A 17906-nucleotide genomic window follows, 5' to 3' on the forward strand; every position below is an offset into this window, starting at 1 on the left:
CTTACAAGTAAAGCATGAATCCTCCTAGGGTCCTCGGCTATGGCCTAGATACCCTCGTGGTCAATCTCTACTGGCCGGCGGGCAAGTATCAGCTTCCTGAGGGTTTTGAGGCTACGCTAAATGAGTTAAAGGACCTATATAGGCGGGACCCTAATGGGGCCATCCTCTGGGGTGTGGATGCCTATTTTCCTCTCCCTAATCCCGTGCCTGATTTGCCTTGGGGTCTAGAAGGGGACCTCTTTGAGGCGGCTATAGTGCAGCCTACGCGTCATTATGCGTGGCAGTTGTCCTTTGGCGGTCTTGTTTTCGTGCGCCTGAGTGCTGTGAAGGATACTACCCGGCGGGCGGAGTTCCCTGCCATGCGGGTAGAGTTCACCGGTACCTACATGCGGTATGCAGACCGGGACGCGGAAAAGGTAGTGCGGTGGGTGTTGGATGCTGCGGAGAATCTCACGGGCACCCGTCCGCATAGGGTTCAGGTGTCCCGGGCGGATTTGTTCGTGGACGTGGAGGCTAATCCGCTTCAAGTGACGGATATAGACCGGTTTACTAGTCGCTCCAGGGTGCGGGGGGTGTACTCCTTCGGGGTGGACCCCGGCCGCGAGGCCGGGGCCACCCCAGAAGGGGGGCTCATGAGTAACACGCCCCCTGCTACGCGACTACGGGTTGCGGATTCTCTGGCAGAAGGGGTAGAGACTACCGCGGCTTTTTTGCGAGGCCGGGACTGGTCGGGCTTTACGTTCGGGCGTGGTCCCTTGATGGCTCGCGTTTATTCAAAGACGGTGGAGGCACGTTCTAAGTATGAGACGCGTAACCTCCTCATGATGTATGAGGAACGCCACGGGCCTTTGACTGGCCACGTTATCCGTGTGGAGTTTCAGCTAACTACTGACGTGCTGCGGGAGATGGTAGTGGTGGGTGATGGGTCCGATATTCGTGATTGGGATACGTTCCGGTGGGCTATTCCTGCAATCTGGGCGTACTTGACAGGAGAATGGTTGGTGCTACGGGATAAAGCGCGGGTGGACGCATATAACCGTTTGCGGGATGTGCCTGTGGACCCTCTATGGCAAGTGGTCCAAGGGGCATTCAATGAAGGGGGTGATAGGGGAAAAGGGGAACTAGTACGGGATAGGGTGTTCAGGCGTGTGGATCCGGTGGCCCTCGCAAAACAAGCGTTGGGGGCCTTTATGACGGCTCTCGCGGCTGTGGGGCGCATTGACCGGGTGGACTTGAAGAGTTGGTGGATAGGAGCCTTTAGGGCGTTAGGAAGGGACAAGGAAGAACGGGAGTGGCTAGGTAGGGAAGGGGCACTTGCCTACGGGCGTGCACGGCTACGGAAGATGGCGGTTTTTGGCGTAATGCCGGAAAAGTGGCGCTTTGAGGGGGTGTAGGATGCAGATTCTGGTCTTGGGCGTGAACATTTTCCAGCGGAAGGATGGGACTCACGGGGCTCGGATTGTGGTGGCGTCTACTCCACGCAATCCCAATACGCGCGGACTAGTGGCGGCGGAGTTCGAGGTTTTGCCGGAAGTGGCGGACACCATGAAGGTGTTTCCGGGCATTTACAAGCTGGATTTGGAGCTTCCCATTTCTACCGGGTACGGTCGGCCTAATGAGGTGCGTCCGTTAGTCACCGGAGCAACGTTGGTGGCTCCTGTGGTGCCGGGGAAGAAGGATGTTCCTGCCTCCTGAGGCATGGCAAGCCTTTTTGGTGGTTGCATTTGGGTTAGGTGTGATTGCGGGGCTGCTATCGGGGGGTGACTGGTGATGGATGCTTCCCAGTGGTTCACGTGGTTTCTCGCCATTACCACCATCCCATATGTCCTTCTAGCAGCCTATCGCTACTTGGGAAAACTCTATGGAGGGCTATGATGTTCGGGAGCTGTTCGGGGCCTTTTGGTGGGGGGTCGCTGCCGGTGTTGTGGCTGCGTTCCTCCGTAACCTTCTTCGTCGGCTCTAGGGACAATCGGGGAATAATCCCCGTGATGGTCCAGAAAGGGGGTGAGTAGGGTGGAGTTCCAGCCGGATCAGATCGCGAGCGCTGTTCAGACCTACGTTACGGCTATCGCTGCTGCGGGTGCCGGGGTGTTGGCTCTAACTATCGGCCTTTCCGCGGCCTGGCGGTACGCCAAGAAGTTCCTCAAGGGCTAGGTATGAGCTTAGGGCGGTTCCTCCTGCTAGGGGTGGTCCTGCTAGGGGGGACCGCCCTGGCAAATGCTCAGTACAAGGATGCGGTGAAGGGTGCGGTCCAGGGCATGACCCTGGATGAGATTATTCAGTGGAGCAATGGCCAGTTCCGGCGGCAAGCCACCATTGGGCGCTATGTACGCTGGGGTGGTTCTATCGTGTTGGGTTCGGCCCTGATTGCTGCGGGCTTGGATTATTTTTATAACTACCTTCGGCGGGAAACCGGAACGCCCTTGGACCAGTGGTATTATTGGGTGCCTTCCGTTGTGGCTGGGATAGGGGGCTACTGGGCTAAAGTGGATATGTCGTGTTCGGGGAAGTGTAATTATCGGTGTCTATATGGGTACCAGTGGGCTGTTTATGGCTATAGGTTTCCTGGTGGTAAGGTCGGGGGTACGGAGTCTACTGGGACGGGATGGTATGATAGTCCTCCGTCGTGTTCGGTAGATATGGCGGAATCGTGGGCGAAGTCTCATTTTAAGCAAATGATTGGTGCCCCTTATTCATCATGGGAGTGGCGTACGGCTAGTGAAAGCTATAAGAATGGGGTGCCGGAAAGTGATAGGTCGCGCTTCGTATCCGATTTGAGCTGGTTACGTCATGTGCTGGTGGAGCCGGGTGCGCAGCCCGATTTGGTGACGTGGCTCCAGCAGCATCCTGACGCGGCCAATGGGGTAAAGCAGGCGGTTACCCAGTACCTAACTGATACCGAACCGTCTTCTCCTTCCCAGCCCTGGCCGGGGGTGCGCCTTGAGCCGGTGCCGAACCCTAACCAGTGGACCGATAACCCCTTCACGCGTCCGGACATAGACACTGACGGTGATGGCTATCCGGATTCCGTGGAGTGGCAAGAGGCTAATCGGCGTGGTGTACCCTGGCCGGACGTTATCAATGACCCGACCGAGCACCCGGACCCCAATGGTGATCCGGACGGGGATGGATACCCAACGCTGGAAGAGGTGCAGGTAGGTACTGACCCCTATGACCCTGCAAGTAACCCAGGTCCTCGCCGTCGTCCGTGGATAGATACCGACGGGGACGGCTACCCAGATTGGCAGGAGGTACAAGAAGGCACGGATCCAAAGGATGCCTCTAGTAGGCCGCGGGTGGCACCTGCCCCTAACCCTAATCAGCCTTGGGTGGATACCGACGGGGACGGCTACCCAGATTGGCAGGAGATTAGCGAGGGGACGGACCCGAATGACCCGGAAAGCCGGCCTTCTGTTCCCCCGGCTCCGCGTCCTGAGGAGAATCCGGATAAGGTGGAGTGGCCGGGGGCTCCTCCTGCTCCCGGGTTGAAGCCGGTTGAGTGGCCTACGCGGAGTGAGGAGCGCAAGGCTTTGCCTGAGGTGGATAAGCTCATTCAGCCCTTTGAGGATAAGGTGCTTCAGCGTTGGAGGGATGGGGTACGGGAGATAAGGGAGACGGCAGAACGCAAGTTCCCGTTTGGCATCATTGCGGTTATCAGGGGCATGAGCATTAGCCGGGAGGGTGGTAACTGTACGTTCACCTTCTCCGTGGGTCCTGCACAGGGGACCGTGGCCCCGTGCAACACTCCCATATTTGCGGTGGCTGAATCCTTCCGGCCAGTCTGGGCGGGTTTGCTCTGGGTGGCATTTGCTCTTGCTCTCGTGCGGAGGGGGTTGGACATCCAGCGATGACGTGGGAAAACCGTCACAACCCCTTCCATTTCTCCCCTTCCGCCCCCTTAACTGCCTATTGCCTCGCCGCGGGGTGCCGTCAAGGGCGTCAGTCCCCGGGCCGCCCTCCATCACGCACGTTTACCGTGTTCAAGGACGGGGTTTGGACATGCAGGGGCGGCCCGGGGATGCTCTGCACCCTTGACGGCGGGGTCCCCGCGGCAGGCACCCTGCTCACGGGGGGCGGAAGGGGTTTGTTTTTGGGGGGTGGCTCATGGCTGGTGTGTCGGCAATAGTAGAAGGCCTTCTGGATCTCCTCCGGTGGCTGGCCCAAACTGCTATAGGCTTCTTCGGCTGGCTCTGGCAGACGGTCACCGGCTTCGCGCATTGGGTCTGGTCTGTCCTGGACTGGGTTTTCGTCCATGCGTGGAACCTCTTTATTGATGTTTTGGGCTGGGCGCTGGGTTTTGTTTTTGAGTTCGTCGGTTCGCTGCTGGTGCTGGTGCTCAAGTTTGTTCTGTTACTCGTCAGCCTTCTACCGGACGTTCCAAATGAGTTGCTGCGGGGTGTTTCGGCCATCGTTCCTGCTGCGGGTATCGCTGACCGTATCCTGCCCATTTCTGATGCGATTACTATCGTGTCGTTGTGGGGGTCGTTTTATGGCGTAATGGCGATTTGGCGTGTTATTACCTTCATCAGGGGAGGGCGTTGATGATTGAAGCTTTTGTGGGCATTCCGGGAAGTGGCAAGAGTTACGCCTTGGTGGTTAAAGGCCTCGAGGCTCTGGCTTCTGGTCGCATGGTCTACGCAAACTTTGGCTTACTCCCCGAACGGGTTTACCTTTGGCTGCGCCTACGTCGTCGCTTGTCTCATCGTGATGCTGTGGAACGTGCTGACCGAATCCGTGAAATACGGGACTACTCGGACCTGCTAAACGTTCATGATGGCGTGTTGCTCTTTGACGAGGCCCACATGTGGCTTCCCTCCCGTGAGTTTAGTTTAATCCCCACGGAGGTTATAGCCTTTTGGAGCCAACACCGGAAGGTCGGTGTGGACGTCTACCTTGCTACTCAACGCTATGGCTCCGTGGATGCCATCGTGAGGGAGTTAGTGGCGAATGTGTATTGGGCTCGTCCTGCTCCCTTTTGGCTCCGCCTTCTCCTCCGTCCGTGGGCTCGTGGTCGTCCAGTGCTCCGGTACACCGCTATTATGGATGAGTCTTTCGGGACTATGCAGAAGGCGGTTAAGGGCCTTTTTGAGGGGGTGCAGCGCAATAGCGTGGTTATTCTGGACCCGTTAGCGGCGTCCTGCTATGATACGCACGCTATCTTCGAGCCGCCTATTGTGCGCCTTCAAAGGGAGATGGACCCTAAACGGCGGGCGATTCTCGACCGTATGGGCCTTTCGTGGGATGCCTCGCGTATTCAAGGGCGTCGGGAGTCCGGTGATGGTTTGCCCGTTCTGTCTATGCGTGAGTTGGCCGAGGCCTATCGTTCTGGTAGGCCTCCCCATGCCGTGCTTAGGGAAAAGTGGTTAACTACTATGCATGACCCTTCTCCTTCTGACCCTCCTCAGTCTGATGCTGGCCGCGTATTACCTGAGGAAGAGGGCACAGACTGGACCGCGTTCGCATGGCGTGGCTAGGTGTCCCAAGTGTGGCATGCCTCACCGGTTGGCCTTGCAGGTTAAGGAGTATAAGCGTCATTGCCCTTATGTGGCTTATGGTCAATGCCCGTATGACCCTCGCCGTGGGGTGTATCGTATGAGGCGTTAGGTTATACTGGCTTGGGGCGGGCGTGTTGTCGGGTAGACTTTTGGCCCTTTGTGGTCGTGCCTTAGACTGGCCATTACCCCTAGCGTGGTTAGTGTTGGCCCATTGTGGTCGTTTGTAAGAGTGCTGAAGGGGTGCCCGCCCCTACTTGTTGCCTATGTTCGTGGGTGTAGACGTGGCAGCTAGGTGGTTGGATGTCGCCCTTGGACCCTCGGGGGAGGTGTTGCGGGTGGCAAACCCTGCGGGTATTCCTGATGTTCTTCGGCGTCTTCCATCTGGGGCGCATGTTGGCCTAGAGGCTACGGGAACCTATTACCGCCCCTTGGCCTATGCCTTGGCTCGTGCTGGCTTCCGCGTGTATGTCCTCAACCCTGCTGCGGTGAAGGCCTATTCTCGGTCCTTGCTACGTCGTGCCAAAACGGATAAAGCCGACGCCCGTTTGATTGCGCGCTTTTTGTCAGAAAGATACCAGGACCTTACGGTCTATCAGCCTTCGGATGATGTCTTAACGGTTCTGGGTGTCCTGGTGCGATTGCGGGACGGGTTGACGTCCGATTACGTGGGTGTCCTGAACCGGTTGCAGGCATGGGAGTACGCGGTTCCTGGCTTATCAAGGTTGGTGCGGTATGTGCCTAAGGCGGTGAGTGATTTGCGTGACCGTGTCCTACGGGAGGCCTTGGACCTCGTAGCGTCTGACGGTCTTCTTTCGGGGTGGTTTTCTTCCCTCACGGCGTTACCAGGCTTTGGCCCTGTGATTGCGCTAAAGGTGATGGCCTACTCTGGGGACTTGAGGCGCTTTCATTCGGCCCGTGCGTATGCGGCGTACACGGGTTTGACTCCGCGTGTGGTCCAGTCTGGTGAGGCTCGGGAAAAAGCCCATATCTCTAGGGTTGGGCCTTCACGTCTTCGTGGTGCGTTTTACATGGCCGCGCTGGGCGCCTATAGGTCCTCACCTGACCACAGGGCCTTTGTGGATGCACTAGTGGCTCGGGGTAAGGGTAGGAAGGTGGCACTTGTGGCCCTAGCAAACCGCTTGGCGCGTGCAGCCTGGGCCGTTTGTGTTGGTGCGGGTTAGCGGTGCGGGGGGTATGGGATGGGTGGAGTACTTGACAGGAAGGGGGTTAGTGTCTAAGGCATGGAGCTCTATCCCACGCAGGATGGGTTTTTGGGAGAGATCGCTAAGGGCTTCACCTTCGCCCAGGTGGCCAGGCTGGCCGCGGGGTTTGGGGAGCGGGCCAGGGCGGAGGGGATAGACCAGGTGGTGGTGACCCACGACACCCGTTTCCTGGCCAAGGAGATGGCGGAGGAAGCGGCAGGGGTGCTGGCGGGCCTTGGCTTGGAGACGTATCTCCTAAAGGGCCCTTCCCCTTTGCCTCTTTTCGGCTTCGCCCTAAAGGAGATGGAGGCGGCTGGGTTCTACCTCACCGCAAGCCGCAAGCCCGCCCGCTACCAAGGGGTGAAGCTCCGCCTCGGGCCGGGGAAACCCCTCTCCGGCCAGGAGGTCCCCCTCCCGGAAAAGGCCCTTGAGGCCCGGGGGAGCTTCCAGCTCCTGGACCGGAAAAAGGCCTACCTAGAGCACCTGGCAGGGAGCGCCGGCCAGGGGGCCAAGGGGAAGAAGGGTGTGGTCTACCTGGACACCTTAGGGGGTGCCGGGGGTGGCCTTATGCCGGGGGTCTTTAAGCTTTTGGGCCTCGAGGCGGAGCTTCGCGAGCTCCACCCCCTCCCCCACCCCCTCTTCTACGGGGTGGACCCCGACCCCAAGCCGGAAAACCTCCCTACCCTCCTCGCCCTCATGAGAGCCGTGGAACCCCCGGCGGTGGGCTTGGCCCTGGATGGGGATGCGGACCGCCTGGCTGCTGTCCTTCCCGGGGGGGAGGTTCTCCCTCCAGAGGAGGTCCTGAAGGCCCTCGAGGAGGCCCTGGAAGGGAAAGAGGTCCGGGGAGATGGCCAAGGTGGCTACCTCTTCCCCTGGCACCTCGAGGAACCCGATCCCCTCTTGGCCGCCTTGCTCCTCTTGGGGAAGCTCCTATGAAAGAGCTTCTCCCTGGGCTTTACCAGATCCCCGTGCCCATCCCCTACCCCCTAAAGACGGTGAACCTCTACCTCTTCAAGGGCAACGGGGAAGTAGCCCTTCTGGACACCGCCTTGGGCACCAAGACCGCCCGGGGGACCCTGGAGCTAAGCCTGGCGGAGCTGGGCCTTTGTTTTCCCGATGTCAAGACCGTCCTCCTCACCCACCACCACCCGGACCACTACGGGCTGGCGGGCTTTTTTGAGGGGCTTGGGGCCCGGGTCTATTTGCACGAGGAGGAGTTAGGGCGGGGCCACCGTTTTTGGCTCCAGCCCGAGGCCTTTGAGGAGCAAAGCTGGCGGCTTTTCCTGGACCACGGCACCCCGGAGGAGGCCCTTTGGGGCATCCGGGAGACCATGGCCAAGACCCGGGAGCGGGTCCATCCTCCGCAAAACCCCCTGTCCCTGAGGGATGGGGACCTGCTGGAAGTGGCCGGCAGGAGGCTTAGGGTGGTCTGGACCCCCGGCCACGCGGACGGACACGTGGCCTTCTTCCTGGAGGAAGAGGGGGTCTTGCTGGCGGGGGATGCCCTTTTGGAGCGGGTTTCCCCCAACGTGGGCCTATGGGCCTACACCCGGGAGAATCCCCTGAAGGACTTCCTGGCCTCCCTAGACCGCCTGGAGGAGCTCCCGGTGCGGGTGGCCTACGCCGGGCATTTCGGCCCCATCCCCCACGTGAGGAAACGGGTCCAGGAACTAAGGGCCCACCACCAGGAGCGCCTGGAGATCCTAGCCACCCACCTGGACACACCCAAGACCGCCTGGGAGCTTTCCCTCAACCTCTTCCCCCAGGAGCTGGACGCCCCTGGCCGGCGCTTCGCCTTCGCCGAAACCCTGGCCCACTTGGAGTACCTGCGCCTCGAGGGGCACGTGAGGCGCGAAGGACCTCCCTACCGGTACTTCCGGGCGTAGGACCCTTGCCCCCAGGGTCCTTGGAGGGTAAACTTTGACCCGGTTCAAGGAGGTGCCATGCATCCTTGGTACACCCACTACGATCCCGGGGTCCCCAAAGAGGCCCCCAGGCCCTGGCTGCTCACCGAACTCCTAAAGGAAAACGCCCGCCGCTACCCCCAGAAGGTGGCCTTGGAGTTTCTGGGGCGAAGTCTTAGCTACCGAGGCCTTTGGCAAGAGGTGGAGGCCTTCGCCAAAGGCCTGCAGGAGGCGGGCCTGAAGCCTGGGGACCGGGTGGCCATCATGCTGCCCAACTCCCCCCAGTTCGTCATCGCCTTCTACGGCACCCTTTTGGCCGGGGGGGTGGCGGTGAACACCAACCCCATGTACACCCCCCGGGAGCTACGGCACCAGCTCCTGGACTCGGGGGCCAAGGCCCTGGTGATCCTGGACCTCCTCCTTCCCCGTTACCAGGAGGTAAAGGCGGAGGCCCCGGTGGAGATTCTGGTGCGCACAGGTATCCAAGACTACCTGCCCTTCCCCAAGAACCTCCTCTATCCCCTTGCCCTGAAGCGGAAGGGTCAGGCTCCCAAGGACCTGGAGGGCATCCCCTGGCGGGCCTTCCTTAAACCGGGCCAGCCCCAGCCTGTACCCTTAGACCTGGACGACCTCGCCCTCTTGCAGTACACCGGGGGCACCACCGGGGTGGCCAAGGGCGCCATGCTCACCCACCGAAACCTCTCCAGCAACGCCCTTCAGGTCCGCTCCTGGATCCCCGATTTCCAGGAGGGAAAGGAGGTGGTGCTGGGCGCCATCCCCTTCTTCCACGTCTACGGCATGACCGTGGCCATGAACCTGGCCCTTTTGGGCGCAGCCAAGCTGGTCCTTCTGCCTCGGCCTGAAATCAAGCCCATCGTGGAGGCCATAGAGAAGCACCGGGTCACCCTTTTTCCCGGCGTGCCCACCCTCTACGTGGCCTTCAACAACTTCCCGGGGATTGAAGGGCGGAACCTGAAAAGCGTGCGGGCCTGCATCTCGGGCTCGGCTCCCCTGCCGGTGGAGGTGGCCGAGCGCTTTGAAAGGCTCACCGGGGCCAAGCTGGTGGAAGGCTACGGCCTCACCGAGGCCAGCCCGGTAACCCACTGCAACCCCCTCCACGGCCCACGGAAACTGGGTAGCGTGGGCCTACCCTTCCCCGGGGTGGAGGCCAAGGTGGTGGACGAGGAAGGGCACGAACTCCCCCTGGGGGAGGTGGGCGAACTTATCGTCAAGGGCCCCAACATCATGAAAGGCTACTGGAACCGCCCCGAGGAAACCCAAAAGGCCCTCAAGGACGGCTGGCTTTTCACCGGCGACCTGGCCAAAATGGACCAGGACGGCTACTTCTACATCGTGGACCGCAAAAAGGACATGATCATCGCCGGAGGTTACAACATCTACCCCCGGGAGGTGGAAGAGGTCCTCTACACCCACCCCGCCGTCCAGGAAGCCGCCGTGGTGGGCGTACCCGACCCTTACCGCGGGGAAACCGTGGCCGCCTTCCTCGTCCTCAAGGAGGAGTACCGGGGCAAGGTAACGGAAAAGGACCTCGAAGCCTTCTGCCGGGAAAACCTGGCCGCCTACAAGGTCCCCCGCATCATCCAGTTCCGCGATAGCCTCCCCAAGACCAGCGTGGGGAAGATCCTAAAGCGGGAACTGAGCAAAGGAGTGACAAGGCAGCAGCCCAAGTAGGGCGAGGGCCGAAAACCCCAGGGGCCCTGAGGATGCCCGCCCTCCTTGCCGGGATCGGGGGAGGTCCGGACCCTTTACACGTCCATACTCAAGATGTATGATGATCCAGAAGGAAAGGAGGGATAGGGTATGAGCGCCACCGGCCTCGAGGTCTTTGATACCACGATTCATAAGACCCATTCCTGGTTGAAGGAGATCATGGAAAACCTGGGCATAGAGGACCGCCATCGGGCCTACATGGCCTTAAGGGCCGTGCTCCACGCCCTACGGGATCGCCTCACCGTGGAGGAAACCGCCCAGCTGGCTGCCGAACTTCCCATGCTCATCCGCGGCCTCTTCTACGAGGGCTGGGACCCCACGGGCAAACCCCTTAAGGAGCGGCACAAGGAAGCCTTCCTAGCCCACGTGGTCCGGGAGCTCAGGACCCCTTCGGGACCTGCCTTGGACCCCGAGGCCGCCGCCCGGGCGGTGTTCAGGGTGCTTTCCCAAAAGGTCTCCCAAGGGGAGATCCGGGACGTGCTGAACCTACTCCCCAAGGAGATCCGCGAGCTTTGGCCCCAGGCCTGATCCGGGCGAGGGCTGCCTCAGTCCAGCACGAAGCGGTCCTCGCTCTCGTGAAGCCGCACCCGGTGGACGATGCGCTGGTCCTTGTCCCCATCTCCCTCGGTCATGGCCACCACGCTCACGTAGGGCCTTAAAGGGCTACGGAGCACCTTCTTGGTGAGGGTTTCCTCCACCTGGAAGATGCCTGCGGAGTTGTTCATGGTCACCTGGATCTCCACGGGAACCTTTTCCCCTTTCAGGATGCGCACCTCGTCCACCGCCAAGGCGCTTATGGAATGGATATCAATGCTCCCCAGGGCGAAGGCCTTACGCCCCCGGCCTTTGGTGATGTCGGTGCCGTCGGCCACGGCGGTGATTCCGGCCTCTAGGGTGAGGGGTTCCGGGGAGAGGTCGTGGCTGTAAATCCCGTGAAGGATTAGGGCCCTAAGGGCCGTGCGCTGCTCGGGGTCGGGGTAGATCTTCTCCAGGATGCGGTTCAGGATGGGTGCGGCCAGGCACACGCCAAAGGCCTCGTGGTGGTCCCGGTGCACCTGGTTGCCCAGGTCGTGGAGCATGGTGGAAAGGAGGACCACCACATAGGCATCCTCCAGCTCCCCCGCCCCCGACTCCACCGTGTCCAGGCGCACCCCGGCCTCGGCCAACAAGGAAAGGATGGCCACGCTGGCCGCCCCCGTGAGGAGGGCATGGACCCGGCCGTGGTCGTTATAGCCCAGCTTGCGCATGGTGATGTAGTTGGCCATGTTCCAGCCGGCCCGGGCCTCCGGATCCTGAATGAGAAGCTCGTAGGCCCTAAGGGCCTTGGGAAAGGCCTTCAGGCGGTCGCGGATGGCCTGGTCGGCCTCGGCGTACAGCTTGGCCTTGGGGCTGGCCACGTGGACGATGCGCTCTTCCGCCATAGGCAACTCTACCCTAACTCTACATCCGTCAAGGACCTACCCACACAACACCCAAACCCACCCAGGCGGAACGGGAGGGCAATCCAAAGCCACTCCTCCAAGGGAAGGGCCTGGGCAGGGCCTCTATTCGCCTTTGAAGTTAGGGGCTCGCTTTTCCAAAAAGGCTCGCACCCCCTCCTTCATATCCTCGGTAGCGGAAGCGTAGCCGAAGAGGTCAGCCTCGATCTCTAGGGCCTCCGCCAGGTCCAACCCCTCCCCCCGCACCACGCTTTCCTTGGCCAGGGCCAGGGCGATGGGGGCGTTTTTCATGATCTTCTGGGCCAGCTTCTTGGCTTCCTCCAAAGCATTCTCCCCCACCCGGTTCACCAGACCCAGGCTTAGGGCCTCCTCCGCGGACACATGCCGCCCGGTGAAGATGAGGTCCAAGGCCCGGCCCCGGCCGATGAGCCGGGGAAGCCTCTGGGTGCCGCCAAAGCCCGGGATGAGGCCAAGCCCCACCTCGGGCAGGCCCAGCTTGGCCTCCTTGGAGGCCACCCTCAGGTCGCAGGCCAAGGCCAGTTCCAACCCTCCCCCTAGGGCATACCCGTGGATGGCGGCGATGGTGGGAAGGGGCAAGGCGGCGATCTCCGCGAAGACCTGTTGCCCCAAAAGGGCGTACTCCCGGGCCGTGAAGGGGTCTTTTAGGGCGGCGATCTCCTTAAGGTCGGCCCCGGCGGCAAAGGCCTTGCCCTCCCCGGTGAAGATGGCGACCCGGACCTCGGGGTCCTGATGGATGACCTCGGCCACCTCGGCCAACTCCCGCAAGAGGTCCTGGGAAAGGGCGTTTAGGGCCTCGGGCCGCTTTAGGGTAACCAGGGCGATGCCCTCCTCCACCTCGTAGGAAAGGTGGGCAAACTCGGGGATCTCCAGGATGAACTCGTGCTCGCCTTCGTGCTCGTGGGCCATGCTACACCTCCAAAAGGGCCTCGAGGGCCACCTCCACCATACGCCTTAGGCTTTCCTGCAGCACCTCAGGAGGCGCCAGCTCGGGATCGCCAATGCGGTTGGAGACCGCTAGGATGGCCCCGGTTCGCACACCCCGCATCTTACCCAGAAGGAAAAGGGCGCTGGCCTCCATCTCAAAGGCCAGAACCCCGTACCGGGCCCAGGCCCTGGCGCCCTCCGGGGTGGTGGCGTAGAAGGCATCCTCGGTGGCCACCAGCCCCACATGGTGGGGGTAACGCCTTTGCTCCGCCTGGTTCCAGAGGGCGCGGAAGAGATCGGCATCGGGCACGGGAGCGTAGGGGCGGCCCTCCAGGTACTGCCGGGTGGCCCCGTCCAAGGGTATGGCCCCCTGGGCGATCACCAGGTCCCCGGGGGCCAGGCCCTCGTCCACCGCCCCACAGGTGCCCACCCTAAGCAGCACCCTGGCCCCCAGGCTCACCAACTCCTCGGCCACAATGCTGGCGGAAGGGGCCCCCATGCCCGTGGTCTGCACGGAAACCGGCACCCCCCGGTACCGCCCAGTGAAGCCCAAAAGGCCGCGGTGCGAGGTGTAAAGCCGGGATTCCTCTAGAAACGTCTTGGCGATCCACTCCGCCCGGCCCGGGTCCCCAGGCAGAAGCACCTTTTCGGCCACATCTCCTTTGGCTCCCCGCACGTGGATGGGGCTCATACCGCCCCATTTTAAAGGCGCAAGGTGGGCAGGCCTTCCACCAAGGCCTCGTCATGGGTGGAAAGAAGGAGGGCCGCCCCCACCTCCTGGGCCAGCTCCTCCAAGAGCCTGAGCACCTCTTTGGCCTGGGTGCGGTCCAGGCTAGCGGTGGGCTCGTCCGCCAAAAGGAGCCTGGGCCTAAGGTAAAGGGCCCGGGCCACCGCCACCCGCTGCCGCTCCCCACCCGAAAGCCTTTGGGGAAGGAAATCCGCCCGTTCCCTAAGGCCCAGCCGGGAAAGGAACCAAAGGGCATGGCCCCGGTCCACCTGGCCTGCCAGGTAGCCGGGGGCCAGAACGTTCTCCAAGGCGGTGAGCTCAGGGAAGAGGAAGTGGTGCTGAAATACAAGGCCCATAAAACGGAGCCGTTTCCTGGCCAACATCCCCTCGGGAAGGCCCCGGATGGGGGTTCCCTCCCAGTACACCTCCCCCTCCTGCAGGGGTAAAAGCCCCGCCAGGAGGTGGAGAAGGGTGGTTTTGCCGCTCCCCGAGGGGCCCAAGACGGCCAGGGCCTCCCCGGGGCCTAATCTTAGGGAAACCCCCCGGAAAAGGTGGCCGTTCCCGTAGGAGAATCCCAGGCCTACCGCCTCCAGGACCGGGTCCACCTTCTAATCCTCTAGGCAAAAGATGAAGCCTCGGTTAGAGTAAGGCCGATGCCCGCATCCCCTCTTTTCCAGGATATGGGCCCGGAGGAAATCCATCTGGCCCGCTCCTACTTCCAACCCTTGGCCTACCCCAAGGGTAAACCCATCTTCCACCAGGGGGACCTGGGCCAGGCCCTTTACCTGGTGGAGGAGGGTTGGGTGCGCCTCTACCGCACCCATCTGGGAGGCCAGGAAAAGATCCTGGGGTTCCTAGGGCCCGGGGAGGTCTTCGGGGAGATGAGCCTTTTGGACGGGGGGGAACGAAGCGCCAGCGCCGTAGCGGAGGAGGACACCCTTCTTCTGGTCCTTTACCGGGAGACCTACTTTGGGCTCATCCGCCGCCTTCCCCTCTTCGCCCACAACCTGGCCAAGATCCTCGCCCGCCGCCTGCGGGAACTCAACCTGGAGCTGGACCTTCTGGCCTTTGAGGAGGCCAGAAGCCGCGTGGCCTACGCCCTCTTAAAGCTTCTTCGCCAAGGGTATGAATCCCGTCTGGCCCTCCGTCACCAGGACCTGGCGGCCCTGGCCGGGGTGAGCCGGGAGACCACCACCCGGGTCCTCCACCAGCTAAAAGACCAAGGCATCCTGCGGCTCTCCGCGGGGATAGTGGAGGTGGCGGACCCCAGGCTTTTGGAGGAGGTGGCCTTTGGCCTGGTCTGAGGAAACCGAGTCGGAGGACCTTCCATGCGCTTGAAGGTGGACGTTCTCCCCACGGAGGGGTTGGTCTACCCCGATGTGGTCCTGGTGGTGGATGTGATCCGCTCCACCACCACCGCCGTCTGCTTCCTGGAGGGAGGGGCGGAGGCCCTGTACTTGGTGCCCAGCCTCGAGGCCGCCCGGACCTTCAAGGACCGGGACGTGCTCCTGGCGGGGGAGGTGGGGGGGTTAAAGCCCCCGGGGTTTGACCTGGGAAACTCCCCCCGGGAGGCCCTCGAGGCCCCGGTGGGAGGCAAGACCGTGGTGATGAGCACCACCAACGGCACCAAGGCCGCCCACGTGGCCGCAAGGACCGCCAAGCACGTGCTCCTGGCCTCCCTCTTTAACGCCCACGCGGCCGCCCGCCTGGCCCGGGAGCTGGCCACGGAGGAGGTGGCCATCCTGGCTGCCGGGAAGGAGGGGCGGGTGGGCCTGGACGACCTCTACACCGCCGGGGTCCTGGCGGAGTACCTAGGCCTTCTGGGGAAAGTGGAACCCGAGGATGGGGCCAGGATCGCCTTGGCGGTGAAGCGCAACTTCCAGGACCCCCTGGAGGCCCTCACCCTCTCCGCCGCCGCTTCGGCCCTTAAGGGAGTGGGCCTCGAGGCCGACGTGCCCTTCTGTGCCCAGGTGGCCAAAAGCGCCGTGGTCCCCGTCCTCACGGGCCGGGTGGGGGAGGCCCTCATCTTCAAGGTGGCCCCCTTCGGGGTGGCCAAGCGGGCGGTCCCCGAAACCCTAAAGCAGCCGGGGAACCAGGCGCAGGAAAAGGACCATCCCCAGTAGCTCCACCAGGGACTGGAACACGATGACCAGGGGAGCCAGGCCCGCCTCGGGTACGGCCAGGCTTAAGGGGAGCACCAAAAAGGAGTTCCGGGTGCCCAGGCTGAAGGCCAGGGTCCTGCCCGCCTTGGGGGGAAGGCGGAATGACCGGGCCAGGGAAAGGGCCAAGCCCAAGGCCAAGACCAGGTACAGGACAAATACCCCAAGCAAGGGGAGAACATACCCCCATAGCCCCGGCAAAAGGCCCGCATGCCCCAGGGCCACCAGGAAGACCACCAGGGCCAGAAGGGGCACGGGCCAGGAGGTGGTCCGGGACACTAGCGCCTTTCCCCAGGGGCGGCCCTGTACCCAGAAGGCCAGGAAAAGGGGCAGGAGGACCACCAGGCCCGCCCCCACCAGGGTCTCTGGGTCCGGGTGGTAGGCCGATAGCGCCTCCCCGAAGAACAGTAGAAGGTAAAGGGGCAGAAGGGCGAGTTGCAGGAGGAGGTTCAGGGGCGTCAGGACCAGGGCCCGGGCCATATCCCCCCGGCCTAGGTAGCTAAAGGCTAAAAACCAGTCGGTGCAGGGCACCAGGAGGACCAAGGCCACCCCCAGGCGAAGCCCCGGTTCCGGAGGCAGGAGGTGGAGGAGGCCATATACGCCCAAGGGCACCAGGAGGAAGTTCCCCACCAACCCCGCCAGGAGAAAGGCCCGGTCGCGGAAAGCTTGGCGCAGGGCGCGAAAGGGTACCGGCAAAAAGGTGAAGAAGAGCAAAACGGCCAACGCTGGCCAGAGCAGGACCTCGCCCCAAGGGGCAAGCCCAGGGAAAGCCAACCCCAAGGCCACCCCCAGGAGAGCCGCCCCCAGGTATAGGGGAAGCTGGTAGCGCTCCAAGAGGCCCCCCACCCCGCCTAGCCCCCTTGGACCAAAAGCTCGTAGAAGCGCCTTAGAGTAGCGATGCCCTTCTCCAGGTTCACCAAGTCAAACTTCTCGTTGGGAGCGTGGAGGTTGTCGTCGGGAAGCCCCAAGCCCAAGAGGACGATGGGGGCTCCCAAAGCCTCTTGGAGTTCCGCCACCACCGGGATGCTCCCGCCTTCCCGGGTGTACACCGGAGGCCTGCCCCAGACCTCCTCCAGGGCCTGGGCCATGAGGCGCATGGGGGGGCTAAAGGGGTCGGTGAGAACAGGTTTGCCCCCGTGGAGGCGGAGGATCTCCATGGTGTAACCGGGCGGGCAGATCCCCCGCAAATAGGCCTCTACCAAGTCCCCCACCTCCTCCGGGTCCTGGTCCGGCACCAGGCGCAAGGAAACCTTGAAGCCCGCCTCGGCGGGGATCACCGTCTTGGAACCCTCCCCCTGGTACCCTCCCCAGATGCCATTCGGGTCCAGGGTGGGCCGGGTCCAAAGCCTCTCCAAGGGGCTAAAGCCCTCCTCCCCAGGCAGCACCTCCACCCCAAGCTCCCTCTTCAAGGCCTCCTCGTCCAAGGAGGGCCAGAGCCTTTTCTCCTCCTCCGAAACCTGCCGAACTCGGTCGTAAAGGCCGGGAACCAGGATCCTCCCGGTTTTTTCGTCCTTTAACTTAGATAGAATCCACCCAATGGCTTGGATGGGGTTGGGAGCCACGCCGCCGAAACTTCCGGAGTGCAGGTCCCGCCGGGCCCCCCTCAGGCGCACCTCCAGGTAGGCCAGGCCCCGTAGGCCATAGGTGAGGGTGGGGGTGAGGGGGGCGAACATGGCCCCATCGGAGATAAGGACCACGTCGGCTTTGAGCTTCTCCCGGTGCTCCCGCACGAAGGGAAGAAGGCTCGGGCTGCCGATCTCCTCCTCCCCTTCCACCAACAGCTTCACGTTCACCCGGGCGGGCAGGTCCTCGAGGGCCGCCACATGGGCCCAAAGCTGCCCCTTATCGTCGGAGGCCCCCCGGGCGTACACCTTTCCTTCCCGCACCGTGGGGACGAAGGGGGGGGTTTCCCACGGCTCCAGGGGATCCGGGGGCTGGACGTCGTAGTGGCCGTAGACCAGAACCGTGGGGGCCTTGGGGTCCAGGAAGCGCTCGGCGTAAAGGATGGGATGCAGGGGGGTCTCATGGAGCTCGGTGTGGAAACCCCGCTCCCTAAGCCTCTCTGCAAGCCAGAGGGCCGCCTTGCGAAGGTCTTCCTTTCGGGCCGGGTCGGTGGATACCGAGGGGATGGACAAGAACTCCAAAAGGGGCTCTAGCGTCTTCACGCCCCCATGCTACCCTCTTCGGGGAAGGACCTGCCCTCCTCCAGAAGGAGGAGCTTGAGCCGGGCCACCTCGGCCTCAAACCGGGTCTGCAGGGCCTCCAGCTCCGAACGAAGCCGCATGATCTCCTCCACCCCCGCCA

The 17906-nt window shown here is 62.6% G+C and carries 18 protein-coding genes and 1 pseudogene; 12 read left to right on the forward strand and 7 right to left on the reverse strand.

Going from position 1 to position 17906, the window contains the following annotated elements:
- Positions 1 to 14 precede the first annotated feature (14 nt).
- From L0D18_RS11565 to L0D18_RS11605, 10 genes are all read left to right on the forward strand, one after another.
- On the forward strand, positions 15 to 1394 hold the full coding sequence (locus tag L0D18_RS11565; RefSeq protein WP_243029215.1) for a hypothetical protein: 1380 nt from the start codon (positions 15 to 17) through the stop codon (positions 1392 to 1394).
- Position 1395: 1 nt separating this feature from the next.
- Complete coding sequence (locus tag L0D18_RS11570) at positions 1396 to 1695, forward strand: hypothetical protein (RefSeq protein WP_243029216.1); 300 nt, start codon at positions 1396 to 1398, stop codon at positions 1693 to 1695.
- A 980-nt stretch (positions 1696 to 2675) separates the two neighbouring features.
- Positions 2676 to 3851, forward strand: a complete 1176-nt coding sequence (locus L0D18_RS12045) for a hypothetical protein (RefSeq protein WP_423247912.1) — start codon at positions 2676 to 2678, stop codon at positions 3849 to 3851.
- A 253-nt stretch (positions 3852 to 4104) separates the two neighbouring features.
- On the forward strand, positions 4105 to 4542 hold the full coding sequence (locus L0D18_RS11575; protein ID WP_243029217.1) for a hypothetical protein: 438 nt from the start codon (positions 4105 to 4107) through the stop codon (positions 4540 to 4542).
- Positions 4542 to 5474 (forward strand): zonular occludens toxin domain-containing protein, encoded by a 933-nt coding sequence (locus tag L0D18_RS11580; protein ID WP_243029218.1) that lies wholly within the window; start codon positions 4542 to 4544, stop codon positions 5472 to 5474. Before L0D18_RS11575 ends, L0D18_RS11580 begins: the two co-directional genes overlap by 1 nt.
- Positions 5475 to 5758: 284 nt before the next feature.
- Entirely contained in the window at positions 5759 to 6676 is a 918-nt protein-coding gene (locus L0D18_RS11585; RefSeq protein ID WP_243029219.1) for an IS110 family RNA-guided transposase, read from the forward strand.
- A gap of 60 nt (positions 6677 to 6736) precedes the next feature.
- The gene (locus L0D18_RS11590; protein ID WP_243029220.1) at positions 6737 to 7633 is read left to right on the forward strand and encodes a phosphohexomutase domain-containing protein; all 897 of its coding nucleotides are present in this window, start codon (positions 6737 to 6739) and stop codon (positions 7631 to 7633) included.
- Positions 7630 to 8583: an MBL fold metallo-hydrolase gene (locus L0D18_RS11595; RefSeq protein WP_243029221.1), complete on the forward strand. Its 954-nt coding sequence runs from the start codon at positions 7630 to 7632 to the stop codon at positions 8581 to 8583. Before L0D18_RS11590 ends, L0D18_RS11595 begins: the two co-directional genes overlap by 4 nt.
- Positions 8584 to 8640: 57 nt before the next feature.
- A complete protein-coding gene (locus L0D18_RS11600) occupies positions 8641 to 10293 on the forward strand; it encodes a long-chain-fatty-acid--CoA ligase (protein WP_243029222.1) in 1653 nt (550 codons plus the stop codon).
- A 129-nt stretch (positions 10294 to 10422) separates the two neighbouring features.
- On the forward strand, positions 10423 to 10860 hold the full coding sequence (locus L0D18_RS11605) for a DUF2267 domain-containing protein (protein WP_243029224.1): 438 nt from the start codon (positions 10423 to 10425) through the stop codon (positions 10858 to 10860).
- Between the two features lie 17 nt (positions 10861 to 10877).
- On the opposite strand, the gene L0D18_RS11610 is transcribed toward L0D18_RS11605, so the two are convergent.
- The 4 genes from L0D18_RS11610 to L0D18_RS11625 all read right to left on the reverse strand — a co-directional run bounded on the left by L0D18_RS11610 (position 10878) and on the right by L0D18_RS11625 (position 14048).
- Positions 10878 to 11753 carry an HD domain-containing protein gene (locus L0D18_RS11610; RefSeq protein ID WP_243029225.1) on the reverse strand — a complete coding sequence of 292 codons (876 nt, stop codon included), beginning with the start codon at positions 11751 to 11753 and terminating at the stop codon, positions 10878 to 10880.
- Positions 11754 to 11876: 123 nt separating this feature from the next.
- The gene (locus tag L0D18_RS11615; RefSeq protein WP_243029227.1) at positions 11877 to 12698 is read right to left on the reverse strand and encodes an enoyl-CoA hydratase/isomerase family protein; all 822 of its coding nucleotides are present in this window, start codon (positions 12696 to 12698) and stop codon (positions 11877 to 11879) included.
- Position 12699: 1 nt separating this feature from the next.
- A complete protein-coding gene (locus L0D18_RS11620; protein ID WP_243029228.1) occupies positions 12700 to 13407 on the reverse strand; it encodes a phosphorylase family protein in 708 nt (235 codons plus the stop codon).
- A gap of 11 nt (positions 13408 to 13418) precedes the next feature.
- Positions 13419 to 14048 (reverse strand): ABC transporter ATP-binding protein, encoded by a 630-nt coding sequence (locus L0D18_RS11625; RefSeq protein WP_243029229.1) that lies wholly within the window; start codon positions 14046 to 14048, stop codon positions 13419 to 13421.
- 48 nt (positions 14049 to 14096) lie between these two features.
- On the opposite strand from L0D18_RS11625, the gene L0D18_RS11630 reads away from it, so the two are divergent.
- Both L0D18_RS11630 and L0D18_RS11635 read left to right on the forward strand, forming a co-directional pair.
- Entirely contained in the window at positions 14097 to 14747 is a 651-nt protein-coding gene (locus tag L0D18_RS11630) for a Crp/Fnr family transcriptional regulator (protein ID WP_243029230.1), read from the forward strand.
- A 24-nt stretch (positions 14748 to 14771) separates the two neighbouring features.
- Positions 14772 to 15566, forward strand: a complete 795-nt coding sequence (locus tag L0D18_RS11635; RefSeq protein WP_243029231.1) for a 2-phosphosulfolactate phosphatase — start codon at positions 14772 to 14774, stop codon at positions 15564 to 15566.
- On the opposite strand, the gene L0D18_RS11640 is transcribed toward L0D18_RS11635, so the two are convergent.
- From L0D18_RS11640 to L0D18_RS11980, 3 genes and pseudogenes are all read right to left on the reverse strand, one after another.
- Positions 15519 to 16448, reverse strand: coding sequence for an arsenic resistance protein (locus L0D18_RS11640; protein ID WP_243029232.1), 930 nt, complete (start codon positions 16446 to 16448; stop codon positions 15519 to 15521). The genes L0D18_RS11635 and L0D18_RS11640 overlap by 48 nt on opposite strands.
- 5 nt (positions 16449 to 16453) lie before the next feature.
- Positions 16454 to 17767: a dipeptidase gene (locus tag L0D18_RS11645; RefSeq protein WP_243029233.1), complete on the reverse strand. Its 1314-nt coding sequence runs from the start codon at positions 17765 to 17767 to the stop codon at positions 16454 to 16456.
- Positions 17764 to 17906 (reverse strand): annotated as a pseudogene (locus L0D18_RS11980) (heat shock protein transcriptional repressor HspR, fused homodimer type); the annotation flags it as partial. The gene L0D18_RS11645 and the pseudogene L0D18_RS11980, both read right to left, overlap by 4 nt.

The sequence above is a fragment of the Thermus albus genome, assembly GCF_022760855.1.
Taxonomy (GTDB): domain Bacteria; phylum Deinococcota; class Deinococci; order Deinococcales; family Thermaceae; genus Thermus; species Thermus albus.

Bases quoted from the DNA above. Each gene is read 5' to 3' on its own strand.
- L0D18_RS11580 (WP_243029218.1), top strand. From the start codon at position 4,542: ATGATTGAAGCTTTTGTGGGCATTCCGGGAAGTGGCAAGAGTTACGCC.
- L0D18_RS11595 (WP_243029221.1), top strand. From the start codon at position 7,630: ATGAAAGAGCTTCTCCCTGGGCTTTACCAGATCCCCGTGCCCATCCCC.
- L0D18_RS11590 (WP_243029220.1), top strand. From the start codon at position 6,737: ATGGAGCTCTATCCCACGCAGGATGGGTTTTTGGGAGAGATCGCTAAG.
- L0D18_RS11565 (WP_243029215.1), top strand. From the start codon at position 15: ATGAATCCTCCTAGGGTCCTCGGCTATGGCCTAGATACCCTCGTGGTC.
- L0D18_RS11610 (WP_243029225.1), bottom strand. From the start codon at position 11,753: ATGGCGGAAGAGCGCATCGTCCACGTGGCCAGCCCCAAGGCCAAGCTG.
- L0D18_RS11635 (WP_243029231.1), top strand. From the start codon at position 14,772: ATGCGCTTGAAGGTGGACGTTCTCCCCACGGAGGGGTTGGTCTACCCC.
- L0D18_RS11575 (WP_243029217.1), top strand. From the start codon at position 4,105: ATGGCTGGTGTGTCGGCAATAGTAGAAGGCCTTCTGGATCTCCTCCGG.
- L0D18_RS12045 (WP_423247912.1), top strand. From the start codon at position 2,676: ATGATTGGTGCCCCTTATTCATCATGGGAGTGGCGTACGGCTAGTGAA.
- L0D18_RS11570 (WP_243029216.1), top strand. From the start codon at position 1,396: ATGCAGATTCTGGTCTTGGGCGTGAACATTTTCCAGCGGAAGGATGGG.
- L0D18_RS11600 (WP_243029222.1), top strand. From the start codon at position 8,641: ATGCATCCTTGGTACACCCACTACGATCCCGGGGTCCCCAAAGAGGCC.
- L0D18_RS11630 (WP_243029230.1), top strand. From the start codon at position 14,097: ATGCCCGCATCCCCTCTTTTCCAGGATATGGGCCCGGAGGAAATCCAT.
- L0D18_RS11620 (WP_243029228.1), bottom strand. From the start codon at position 13,407: ATGAGCCCCATCCACGTGCGGGGAGCCAAAGGAGATGTGGCCGAAAAG.
- L0D18_RS11615 (WP_243029227.1), bottom strand. From the start codon at position 12,698: ATGGCCCACGAGCACGAAGGCGAGCACGAGTTCATCCTGGAGATCCCC.
- L0D18_RS11585 (WP_243029219.1), top strand. From the start codon at position 5,759: ATGTTCGTGGGTGTAGACGTGGCAGCTAGGTGGTTGGATGTCGCCCTT.
- L0D18_RS11605 (WP_243029224.1), top strand. From the start codon at position 10,423: ATGAGCGCCACCGGCCTCGAGGTCTTTGATACCACGATTCATAAGACC.